Here is a 10,556-nt window from a genome sequence, read left to right as displayed (position 1 = left end):
GGCCATCCGGGCCGAACGGTCGCCAAGGCCGTTGAGCGCCGATCCCGTCCAGACCGACGCCGGCAACACCCCGAAACGCCCCGCACGAGCATCACCGAAATACCGGGATACAGCGTCGCTCCGATTCATTGAAGCTCGAATGCAGGATTCACAAGCACCCCAGCGGATAACAATTTCACCATCCGTACCCCGCAGGACGTGCATCGAACCGGTGGCGCAACCGGACATACCTCGCAGGTTCCAGCGCTCAAACGCGATCCGGATCACGATTTCGTAGTGATCCCGAACACATAACGTAACTATCACGAACGATCGTATATATACATTTTCACGCATTCGAACTGCGCGAATGCCGATAATCCGGAGTTGTGGTCGAGGCAATTCGGACGTTATCCCAACGTGATCTATCGCGAATTCTTCGCTAGCGTCGTCGGCAGCCCGGATCAACGCGACGGGCTCGAACTCGAATCGCTGAACGCCGGTAACCCTGCCCCGCGGTTTCGAGGGTCCCCGACATCGCTGGGGGCAGGGACACGGCGGAAGTCCGCCGGGCCGAGCGGGCGCAGCCAGGAATCCACATGACTCAGAACCGCAAGCTCACCCGTGCCCTTGGTCTCGCCGCCGTCGCCGGTGCCATCGCCGCAGTTCCGTTCGGCCTGTCCACCGCTACCGCATCGGCCTCCGGCCACAACTGGGACGCCGTCGCGCAGTGCGAGAGCAGCGGCAATTGGAACACCGATACCGGTAACGGCTTCTCCGGCGGCCTGCAGTTCACGCAGAGCACCTGGGCCGCCAACGGCGGCTCGGGCAGCCCAAGTGGAGCGAGCCGCGAGGAGCAGATCCGCGTCGCGGAGAATGTGCTCGCCACCCAGGGCCCGGGCGCCTGGCCCGTGTGCGGCGCTTACCTGTAAGCCCGAATAGACCTGACGGGGTCCGTGCCATCGAGCACGGGCCCCGTTGTCGTCAGTACGGTCGAGATATCAAAACGAAATCGCCGGTGCCGGAATTATTTCCGGCAACCAGGTGAGCAACCGCCGTACAATTCAACCGAACCGCACGCTCCACATCGGGGATCGAAAACCCCTCCGCGGCGGCAGAATTCGTAACTCTCACCCCAGCTCGAGATGCCTGCGACGTCAACCGAGAGTCCCACTCATCGGTACCGACTATTTCAATTCCGCAAATCGAGCGTTCTCATGGTCCGAAACACCTGCGGGGAGTGATCCATCTCACTACCCTGTGTCCACCCGGTAACTCGTCCTGATCCACGCACGGTTCAGGTCTTTACGAATGCCGTGGCTAGAAAGGCATCTCGACCATGAGCTCGACCCAGATCGCGGATCCGCCGACCCTGCTCACGGGGCTGTGGCAACGCAAGCTACCGCACTATCCCGATACGCCCGCCCGCTCCTGGTATCTGGCCGTCGTGGTCATCGCCTCGATCGCGCTCTACTACCAATTGTTCGTCACCGGCGCCGTCGGCAATGAACTCATCGGGTACTTCGACCTGTCCTTCGCCTACTTCGTCTGGATCTTCATCATCGGCGCCGCCTTCGGTGCGGTGGCCTCGGTGCTCGCGGGCGTGCTGGATCGATGGGGCCGGGCGAATATCGTCGCCTACGGCGTGGTGATCTGCTCGCTGCTGACGCTGTTCGCGGTGCCCGCGACGACCACCAAGGAGCAGTACCTGTTGGTGTACTGCCTGGTGAGCATTGTCGAAGGCGCGGTGCTGGTGGCCACACCGGCACTGATCCGCGACTTCTCCCCGCAGCTGGACCGGGCATCGGCGATGGGCTTCTGGACGCTGGGACCGGTCATCGGCGCCCTGGTCACCACGCAGATCTCCACCCACACGCTCGACGCGCATCCGGACTGGCAGTACCACTACCGGCTGTGTGGTGTGATCAGCCTCGTCATCGCGGTGGTCGCGGTGATCGGATTGCGTGAGCTCAGTCCGCAACTGCGCGACCAGATCATGGTGACATTGCGCGACCGTGCGCTGATCGAGGCCCGGGCCCGCGGGTTGGATGTCAAGGAACTCGAGCAGGGTGTGTGGCGACAGATGTTGCGCCCCAATATCATCGGCTCAGCGTTGGCGATCAGCCTTTTCCTCGCCTTCTTCTACACCATCGTGTCGTTCCTACCGGTGTATATGGCGACGAACTTCGGCTTCAGTCCGGCCAAGGCCAATGCACTCGGCAACTGGTACTGGGCCGCCAATGCGATAGCGCTGGTGCTGGCAGGCATCGTGTCGGACAGACTCAAGGTGCGCAAGCCGTTCATGATCGTCGGCGCGCTCATCAGCATCGTCGGCATGTACCTGTTCATCGGCTACACCGATCAGCCCGATACCGATTACTACTCGTTCGCAACGGTTTTCGTGGTGATCGCGGTCGGCACCGGAATCGCCTATTCCACCTGGATGGCGAGCTTCACCGAGACGGTCGAGGCCCGTAATCCGGCCGCGACCGCGGTGGGGCTCGCGGTGTGGGGCGGCACCCTGCGCAGCGTCGTCACCGTGGTGCTGTTCGGATTGCTGATCGTGGTGAACGCGGCCGGTCCGCTGGTCAATTACGGACCACGGCTGTCGGAGATCGCGCACAAATACGCCCAGCAACTCGCGACCATTCAGACGGTCGGCACGGAAACCCTTGCGGCACTGCAGCAGAACCCCAATGATCAGGTCGCACAGGTCACCGCGCTGACAAAACTGACCGGGGCGTCACCGGCCGATATCCAGACGACCGTCGGCCTCAACACCCGCTACCCGCAGGAATTGGCGACGCTGCAGGCGATCGATTCGGCGACACTGGCCACGCTGACCACGAATCCGGCCGATGCGAACGCGGGTCTGGCGGCGGTCGGTCAGGTCGCGAAGAAGTTCGGTATTCCGGTGGATCAGGCGATCGCGCGGCTGCAAGCCGTGCAGCAGATTCCTGCCGCCGATCTCGCGGTGGCGGGGACCGTCGGCCCCAAACTGGTGCAGGCGACTACGCAGTTGCAGTCGGTCGGCACGATTCCGGCCGATGATCAGGCCTATCTGGCCGCGCACGCCAAGGAAGTGCAGCAGGCGCAAGCCGATTCGCCGAAGCAGTGGGAACGCTGGTGGTGGATCTGCCTGGCCGCACAGGTCGTGTTCCTGCCGTTCGTCTTCCTGATGGCCGGACACTGGAGCCCGAAGAAGGCGGCCGCCGAGGCCAAGGCGCACGACGAACTCGTCGAGCGCGAACTGGCCGCGATCGCGGAGGAAGAGCCGGAACCCGAACCCGCCGGTTAACGACGTCGTGCCGGGCGGTACCGCCGCCCGGCACGATCACTTGGTGAGGTCGACGACCCATTCGTGGTTGTTCACGTCGATCTTGTTCTTGCCGTCGAAGACCGCGGGCGTGGCGACCTCGCCATTGGCATCGGTCAGCGCGGCGCGTGCCATCTGCGCGTGGATCTTCGCCGTGTCGAGTTTCGCCCCGGAGCTGATGCACTGCACCGCCTCCAGCGAGGCGCCCGATTCCTTGGCGACATTCGCGAGATCGTCATTGCTGAGATCCGCGCCGCCTTCGTCCGGCTGCTTCGAGGTGAACAGCAGCGCGTGGAATTTCGAATAAACCGGACCCGAACCGGTATCGGCGACACATTCGTTCGCGGCGACCGCGCGAGTCGAATAATCCTTGCTCTTCGACTTCGGGTCGAGGAAGGTCACGAGGTGGTAGCGGACGGCGAGTTTGCCCTCGTCCATCTGCTGCGCGATCTCCTGACCGTAGAGTCGCTCCAGCGCGCCGCAGGACGGGCAGAGCGGATCCTCGTACACATCGATGGTCTTCGCCGCGTCCGGGCGACCGAGCAGAATCGTGCCGTTGTTCTGGTCCAGCACCGCGCGCACGTCCGCGCTGTGCACCGATCCATAGCCGTCATTGCGGATCGTGGCGTCGTCGCGCCCCCACCGGAACGCGAGGAACACGATCAACACGATGAGCGCGAGCGCCACGCCCCCCAGGGCATATGTGGTCGCACTGGACATCGGCCGCGGCGTGTACTTCGATCCCGATTCGCTCACCCCGAACACTCTGCCCCAACCACACCCCACCCCATGCACGGGGTGCTTGATCACCATGCATTGATGCAGGCAAACGTCGAGAGCGCCCCTCCCGGGTTACATAGTGATCAGACGTCCAGATCAGTGGGAGGCGTAGTTGTTGTCCTGGGAGTCGGGGGCGTCGACGAGGCGTTCGGCGTCGTCCGGGCCGTAGGTGTAGGCGGGTGGGCTGTCCGCGATGGCTTCCACTTTCGATTCCACACCGCGCCGGTGCAGTGGTTCAGGGACCAGTGCCCAGATCGCGGCTGCGACGGCGAGTACTGCGCCGGTCAGGGCGAGGGCGAGGCCGTAGGAGAAGTGTTGGGCAACGGCGCCCACCGCGACCGGGCCGATGACGGTGCCTAGGTCGGCCGCCATTTGGAAGCCCGCCAGCACCGGGCCGCCGCGGGCCTTCGGTCCGATGACGTCCGCGACCGCCGCCTGCTGGGCGGGGGTGAACATGCCCGAGCCCAGACCGGCCACGAATGAGGTCACCAGCAGCCAGGGCAGGTTCGTCGCGAGACCGAGTCCGGCTGTTCCGGCCGCACAGATCAGAGAGCCGCCGATCAGGAAGGGTTTGCGCCCGAAGCGGTCCGAAAGCCTGCCGGATGCGAAAAGCACCGCCACATTGCCCGCGGCGAACACCGTCAGCGTGACACCGGCCATGCCCGGTTGCTGATGCAGCACCTCGACAACGAGCAGCGGCACCAACGCCATCCGCACGCCGAATACCGCCGCGCCATTCGCGAAATTCGACAGCAGTACCGCCCGATACTCCGACCGTGCCAGTCCCTCCCGGAACGACATCAGCCGCAGCCCGCCCACCGGTTCCGGTGCGGCCAAGGTCGAATGCCGCAGGTTCACATAGACCACCGCGGTAGCGAGCAGCAGCGCCGCCGCGTAGATCAGGAACGGCGCCCGCAATCCGAGCCCCGCGAGCGCACCACCGACCAGCGGCCCGCTCACGGATCCGATCAGAAAACTCGTCGACCACAGCCCGGACACCCGCCCGCGCTGCGCGGGCGGCGACATCCGGATCACCAGTGCCAGCGACGACACCGTGAACATGGTCGACCCGACCCCACCCGCCGAGCGCAAAACCAGTAGCTGCCAATAACTCTGGGCGAACGCGCTGGCCCCGGTCGACACCGCGACGATCAACAAGCCCCCGAGATACACCGACCGCTCTCCCAGCCGCTGCACCAACCGCCCACTGACCGGCGCGAACAACAGCCGCATCAACGCAAACGCACTGACAATCGCCGAAGCCGCGGCAACCCCAACCCCGAACCCACGCGCAAACTGCGGCAACACCGGCGCCACCAGACCGAAACCGACGGCGATAACAAACGAAGCCCCGACCAACACCCAGATCTCAACTGGCAAAGCCCTGGACGCCGCCCCACTCCATCCAATAGCCACCCCGCCCTGCCCCTCGACCACACCCGACGCCACCGCGGTCTCCGCCGATCTCCCGTCGTTCGCCAACCCCGAAGGCATTCCCGCCCCGGACGCGCCTGCTACTCCCATCGAGGCTCCCGACCCGAGCGACCCCGCCGAGCCCGACGCCTTCACCGAACCCACTGGCGTTCCCGACTCCGACGTGCCCGCTGACCCCGCCGAAGCTGCCGCACCCAGCGATCCCGTCCCCACCGAACCGGATGCCGCAGCGTCAGCCGATCTCGACGTCCTTGCCGATCCCGCCGACTCGGCCGACCCCAACGCCTGACCCGACCACGCTGGCATTCCCGCCCCCAACGCGCCCGCCTCCCCCGCTGAAGCTCTCGAACCTAGCGACTCCGACGACCCCGCAGTCGATCTATCACTCACCGGACAGCGCCTGCCCGACCACTTCTTCCGCGGCCGCTTGGACCTGGGTCAGGTGTTCGGGGCCCTGGAAGGACTCCGCATAGATCTTGTACTTGTCTTCGGTGCCGGAGGGGCGGGCGGCGAACCAGGCGTTTTCGGTGGTGACCTTCAAGCCGCCTAGGGGGGCGCCGTTGCCGCGGGCTCGGGTGAGGACCGCGGTGATCGGCTCACCGGCGATCTCCTTTGTGGTGATCATGTCCGGTGTCAACTTCCCGAGCAGTGCTTTCTGTTCCGGGGTCGCGGCGGCGTCGATGCGGGCATAGGCCGGACTGCCGTAGCGCTTCTCGAGTTCGACATAGCGCGCGGACGGGCTCTGGCCGGTGACCGCGGCGATCTCGGTGGCCAGCAGGGCGAGCAGGATGCCGTCCTTATCGGTGGTCCACACGGTGCCGTCCATCCGCAGGAAGGATGCGCCCGCACTCTCCTCACCGCCGAAAGCCAGACTGCCGCTGAACAATCCGGGCACGAAGAATTTGAAGCCGACCGGCACCTCGTACACATCGCGCCCGAGCACGCTGACCACCCGGTCGATCATCGACGAACTCACCGCGGTCTTGCCGATCTTGGTGAGCGCATCCCAGCCCATCCGGTTCGCGACCAGATATTCGATGGCGACCGCGAGGAAGTGGTTCGGATTCATCAGTCCGCCATCGGGTGTGACGATGCCGTGCCGATCCGCGTCGGCGTCGTTGCCGGTGGAGATGTCGTAGTCGTCCTTGATGGCAATCAGCGAGGCCATCGCATAGCGCGAGGACGGATCCATCCGAATCTTGCCGTCGGAGTCCAGCGTCATGAACCGCCAGGTCGGATCGACGAACGGGTTGACGACCTCGAGTTCGAGGTCGTAGCGCTGCCCGATCTCCTCCCAGTAGTCGACGCTGGCCCCACCCATCGGATCTGCGCCGAGCCGGATCCCGGCGCCGCGAATGGCGTCCAGGTTCAACACATTCGGCAGATCCGCGATGTAGTGGTCGAGGTAGTCGTAGCGCTCGACGCAGTTTTCCAGCGCATGCCGAAGTGTGGTCCGCCGCACCCCGGCCAAGCCGTTGCGCAACAGTTCGTTGGCGCGGTTGGCGATGGCGTCGGTGGCCTTGGTATCGGCCGGACCGCCGTGCGGCGGGTTGTATTTGAAGCCGCCGTCGCGCGGCGGATTGTGCGACGGCGTGACGACGATGCCATCGGCCTGATGCTTTGCCCCGCCGCGGTTGTGCCGCAACACCGCATGACTCAGCGCGGGCGTCGGGGTGTAGCGATCGCGGGCATCGATCATCGCGGTCACATCGTTGGCGGCGAGCACCTCGAGTGCGGTGGTCCACGCGGGTTCGGACAGTGCGTGGGTGTCACGGGCCAGATAGACCGGACCGGTAATCCCCCGCGTGGCACGGTATTCCACGATCGACTGGGTGATGGCCAGGATGTGCGCCTCGTTGAACGCGGTGTCCAGACTGGAGCCCCGATGCCCCGAGGTGCCGAACGCCACCTGCTGCGCGGGCTCGGCCGGATCCGGGATGCGGCTGTAGTACGCCGTCACCAGACGCGCGATGTCCTCCAGGTCGGTGGGACGCGCGGGTCGCCCGGCTCGATCATGGGCCATGCTCGGGTCTCCCTTCCGTGTCGGCTGCGCCCGGCTCGTCATCAAAATCATGTCCACAACCACTGGGTCGTGGCCGCGGCGGCGAACACCGCGATCAAGCTGGTCACGACGCTGAGCACCACATTGCCCACCGCATAGGCGTAGGCGCCCTCGGCCGCGAGCCTGATCGTCTCGTAGCCGAAGGTGCTGAATGTGGTCAGCGCACCGCAGAAACCTGTTCCCGCGGCGGCCAGCAGCCAGTGGTTCGCGCCGACGCCGATCAGTCCACCGAGCAACGCCGAACCGACAATGTTAACGGTCAATGTGCCAAGCGGCAGCAGAGATTCGAATCGCGCGGCCACCGCACGGTCGATGAGATATCGCGCAGGCGCACCGATCATGCCGCCGACCAGGACGAGCACCACCATCATCGGGCGCCCCCTGGACTCGGCTGCCAAGTCTCGACCTCGGACAATGCGACGTTCACCGCGGTGAGCAGCTCGGAATTCCGTTCGACGAAGGCGCGCAACCGCTCGGCCTCGTCGATGATCATCACGAGCACGGGTAGGTGTTCGGCCAGATCGAGGATCCGACTGGTGTGGATGCGCGAGGACGAGCCGTAACCCTCCACGCCGCGCCACACACTCGCGCCGGCCAGTCCAGTGTCACGGGCGCGGCGCACGATCTCGTGGTACAGGGGCCCGTGCCGCCAGCTGTCGTCCTCGTCGAGCAGCACCGTCAGCCGCGCCGCCGACTGCCACTGTCCCGCCGCCGGACCAGTGCCCGTCGGTGAATCATTCATCGCCTGACCCCCTTCCGTCGCGCTCTCCACTATTCAACTCGTCCGTCGTGCCGTACCAGTAGCCCACCGCGCCGAAAACATGCCGAGCACGACCGCCCCCAGGCCCGCCACCACCGTCCCCCCGAGATAGCCGAACGCCTCGACCGCCGAACCCGATTCGAGCAGTCTACGAACCTCGAGGCTGTAGGTGGAAAAAGTGGTGAAGCCGCCGAGCACACCGATGCCGAGAAATGGGCGGAGCAGTCTGTGGGCTACCCATACTTCAGTGATCAGAACCATCAGAATTCCGATCGCAAAGCATCCCACGACATTGATCGTGAACGTCGACCAGGGGACCTGATGTGGTTGCGCAGGCCACCACACACCGATGCCGTAGCGCGCCAGCGCACCTAGTCCACCGCCGAGCGAGATCACCACCAGCACCGACGGCTCGACGGCAGGGGTACGGGCCCGCTGACCCATGCGCTGACCTCCTGCCGAGCCGAATGTCACCGGCGCAATGCTAACGGTCGGGTCGGCGGGCCCGAACATCCGGGACGACGGCACCCACCACGACCAGCGTCGTTCGTTGACACGGCGGCACCAAGAACGTACGAATGCCTGGAAGGTTTGGCCCAAGTTCCCACCCACCCCTACGGACACAGGTCGGGAGCGATGATGGCGGCACGATCGGCGATACCCGAAGCGCCTAGGAAGTCGGTGAAAAGCGGGCACCAGCAACTGTTCGGCAGATCGATTCGTGGCGACTGGCTTTCGATCCGGCGACTCGCAATCGCGGCGTTGGCGGTCGTGCTGGCCGGACTCGGCTACGCACCGCCCGCCCTGGCACAGCCGATCTATCCGATTCCGGAGCCGGACGGTTTCTATTGGGCGCCACCGGATGTGGGCAACTTCCAGCCCGGCGATGTGATCCGCAGTCGGTCGGTGAACGCGGTGGGCTTTCCTGGCGCGACGGCATGGCAGTTGCTGTACCGGTCGACGGATTCGGCGGGCGGACCCATCGCGGCCGTGACCACCCTGCTGCTGCCGGTGGGCGGTGGACTCGACCGGCCGCTGGTCTCGTATCAGCCGTTCGTCAATTCGCTCGGCCTGCAGTGCGCGCCGTCGCACAGCCTCTTCGACGGCGGCATGCAGGAGGCGCCCGTGCTGAATCTGCTGCTGGCTCGCGGCTGGGCGGTCACGGTTCCGGACCACCTCGGGCCGACCAGCGCCTATGGCGCGGCCCGCCTGGGCGGTCGGCTCACCCTGGACGGGATACGAGCGGTAAAGCGTTTCGCGCCAGCCGATCTCACGGCTAGTCCGGTCGGCATGACCGGATACTCGGGCGGCGCCATGGCAACCGGATTCGCGGCGGCAATGGCACCGGAGTATGCGCCGGAGCTGCCGATCGCCGGGGTCGCGCAGGGCGGGGTTCCGGTAAACCTCGGCAAGCTGGCCCGCGAGGCCGGCTCGCGGCCGAACCCGCTGTTCGGCCTCGGATTCGCGGCGACGATCGGTCTGGAGCGCGAATATCCGGCCCAACTGTCGATGGAGCGGTTCCTCAATGCCGAGGGTTGGGCACTGCGCAACCAGGTCGCCAATGCCTGCACCTCCGAAATCATCGCTGCGGGTGCGAACAAGGACTTCGACGATGTCTTCAACGGCTCGATGTTCGACGCCGACGACGCCACGATCCGGGTCATGGACGAGAACAGCCTGCAGACATATCCCGGTGTGCCACGCGCCGCGATCTACGAATGGCATGGCGCCAACGATCAGCAGGTGGACCCGTGGCTGGCCCGCGAGGTGGTGGGCCGCTATTGCGCGGCGGGCACGCCGGTGCTGTTCGACCTGATTCCGGGCACCGACCACACTTCGGCGATATTCGCCGGTGCGCCACTGGCATTCGCCTACCTGTCCGACCGGTTCGCGGGACTCCCGGCGCCCAGCAACTGCTGACAATCAGTAACAACGCTCCCCGACTCAGGAGACCACCACCGAGCGAGTCCTTACGAGCGACGTTCGCGGCCCGGCTCGCGTCCGACCGATCGAAGAGCATGCGACGAAGTCGCGAGTCTCGATCGGTCGGACGCGAGCCACCAGGGGGCCGCGAACACGCGGCGCCGCAGGCGCTGCAATTCGAACACCGAACAGATTCAGTGCACGATTACCGGTTCGCCTTCCGACGGAGCCGGAACCGTATTCGGCATCAGGAACGCGGTGATCACCGCACCGGCCACGAAAATCGCGGTGGCCCACCAGAA

At 65.5% G+C, this 10,556-nt stretch carries 11 protein-coding genes; 4 read left to right on the top strand and 7 right to left on the bottom strand.

Features of this window, described 5'->3' with window-relative positions:
* A partial coding sequence (locus NP3_RS50055) for a hypothetical protein (protein WP_218025029.1) occupies positions 1-336 on the bottom strand: 336 nt, incomplete at its 3' end.
* 242 nt (positions 337-578) lie between these two features.
* Between NP3_RS50055 and NP3_RS40095 the strand changes: the two genes are divergently transcribed.
* Together NP3_RS40095 and NP3_RS40090 are read left to right on the top strand one after the other, a co-directional pair.
* The gene (locus tag NP3_RS40095) at positions 579-911 is read left to right on the top strand and encodes a transglycosylase family protein (RefSeq protein ID WP_063046924.1); all 333 of its coding nucleotides are present in this window, start codon (positions 579-581) and stop codon (positions 909-911) included.
* A gap of 407 nt (positions 912-1,318) precedes the next feature.
* On the top strand, positions 1,319-3,277 hold the full coding sequence (locus NP3_RS40090) for an MFS transporter (protein WP_063046923.1): 1,959 nt from the start codon (positions 1,319-1,321) through the stop codon (positions 3,275-3,277).
* Positions 3,278-3,313: 36 nt separating this feature from the next.
* Here NP3_RS40090 and NP3_RS40085 read toward each other — a convergent pair whose 3' ends face one another.
* Together NP3_RS40085 and NP3_RS40080 are read right to left on the bottom strand one after the other, a co-directional pair.
* A complete protein-coding gene (locus NP3_RS40085) occupies positions 3,314-4,051 on the bottom strand; it encodes a DsbA family protein (protein ID WP_373864820.1) in 738 nt (245 codons plus the stop codon).
* A 120-nt stretch (positions 4,052-4,171) separates the two neighbouring features.
* Complete coding sequence (locus NP3_RS40080; protein ID WP_245721302.1) at positions 4,172-5,599, bottom strand: MFS transporter; 1,428 nt, start codon at positions 5,597-5,599, stop codon at positions 4,172-4,174.
* A gap of 73 nt (positions 5,600-5,672) precedes the next feature.
* On the opposite strand from NP3_RS40080, the gene NP3_RS51250 reads away from it, so the two are divergent.
* Positions 5,673-5,798: a hypothetical protein gene (locus tag NP3_RS51250; RefSeq protein WP_281197667.1), complete on the top strand. Its 126-nt coding sequence runs from the start codon at positions 5,673-5,675 to the stop codon at positions 5,796-5,798.
* Positions 5,799-5,891: 93 nt separating this feature from the next.
* On the opposite strand, the gene pgm is transcribed toward NP3_RS51250, so the two are convergent.
* From pgm to crcB (NP3_RS40060), 4 genes are read right to left on the bottom strand one after another with little or no spacing between them, the layout of a single operon-like run.
* Positions 5,892-7,532 (bottom strand): phosphoglucomutase (alpha-D-glucose-1,6-bisphosphate-dependent), encoded by a 1,641-nt coding sequence (gene pgm, locus NP3_RS40075; RefSeq protein WP_063046921.1) that lies wholly within the window; start codon positions 7,530-7,532, stop codon positions 5,892-5,894.
* 47 nt (positions 7,533-7,579) lie between these two features.
* Positions 7,580-7,942: a fluoride efflux transporter CrcB gene (crcB, locus tag NP3_RS40070; protein ID WP_063046920.1), complete on the bottom strand. Its 363-nt coding sequence runs from the start codon at positions 7,940-7,942 to the stop codon at positions 7,580-7,582.
* The gene (locus tag NP3_RS40065; RefSeq protein ID WP_063046919.1) at positions 7,939-8,313 is read right to left on the bottom strand and encodes a DUF190 domain-containing protein; all 375 of its coding nucleotides are present in this window, start codon (positions 8,311-8,313) and stop codon (positions 7,939-7,941) included. The genes crcB (NP3_RS40070) and NP3_RS40065 overlap by 4 nt, the downstream gene beginning before the upstream one ends.
* Positions 8,314-8,346: 33 nt before the next feature.
* A complete protein-coding gene (gene crcB / locus NP3_RS40060) occupies positions 8,347-8,805 on the bottom strand; it encodes a fluoride efflux transporter CrcB (RefSeq protein WP_305793865.1) in 459 nt (152 codons plus the stop codon).
* 264 nt (positions 8,806-9,069) lie between these two features.
* Between crcB (NP3_RS40060) and NP3_RS40055 the strand changes: the two genes are divergently transcribed.
* Positions 9,070-10,251: a lipase family protein gene (locus NP3_RS40055; protein ID WP_063046925.1), complete on the top strand. Its 1,182-nt coding sequence runs from the start codon at positions 9,070-9,072 to the stop codon at positions 10,249-10,251.
* Positions 10,252-10,556: the final 305 nt, after the last annotated feature.

Source organism: Nocardia pseudovaccinii NBRC 100343 (assembly GCF_001613225.1).
Classification (GTDB): Bacteria; Actinomycetota; Actinomycetes; order Mycobacteriales; family Mycobacteriaceae; genus Nocardia; species Nocardia pseudovaccinii.
This window is presented reverse-complemented; position numbering and strand designations above follow the sequence as displayed.

Excerpts from the sequence above, each read along its gene's own strand:
- NP3_RS40095 (WP_063046924.1), top strand. The coding sequence starts at position 579 with ATGACTCAGAACCGCAAGCTCACCCGTGCCCTTGGTCTCGCCGCCGTC.
- NP3_RS40090 (WP_063046923.1), top strand. The coding sequence starts at position 1,319 with ATGAGCTCGACCCAGATCGCGGATCCGCCGACCCTGCTCACGGGGCTG.
- NP3_RS40080 (WP_245721302.1), bottom strand. The coding sequence starts at position 5,599 with ATGGGAGTAGCAGGCGCGTCCGGGGCGGGAATGCCTTCGGGGTTGGCG.
- pgm (WP_063046921.1), bottom strand. The coding sequence starts at position 7,532 with ATGGCCCATGATCGAGCCGGGCGACCCGCGCGTCCCACCGACCTGGAG.
- crcB (WP_063046920.1), bottom strand. The coding sequence starts at position 7,942 with ATGATGGTGGTGCTCGTCCTGGTCGGCGGCATGATCGGTGCGCCTGCG.
- NP3_RS40065 (WP_063046919.1), bottom strand. The coding sequence starts at position 8,313 with ATGAATGATTCACCGACGGGCACTGGTCCGGCGGCGGGACAGTGGCAG.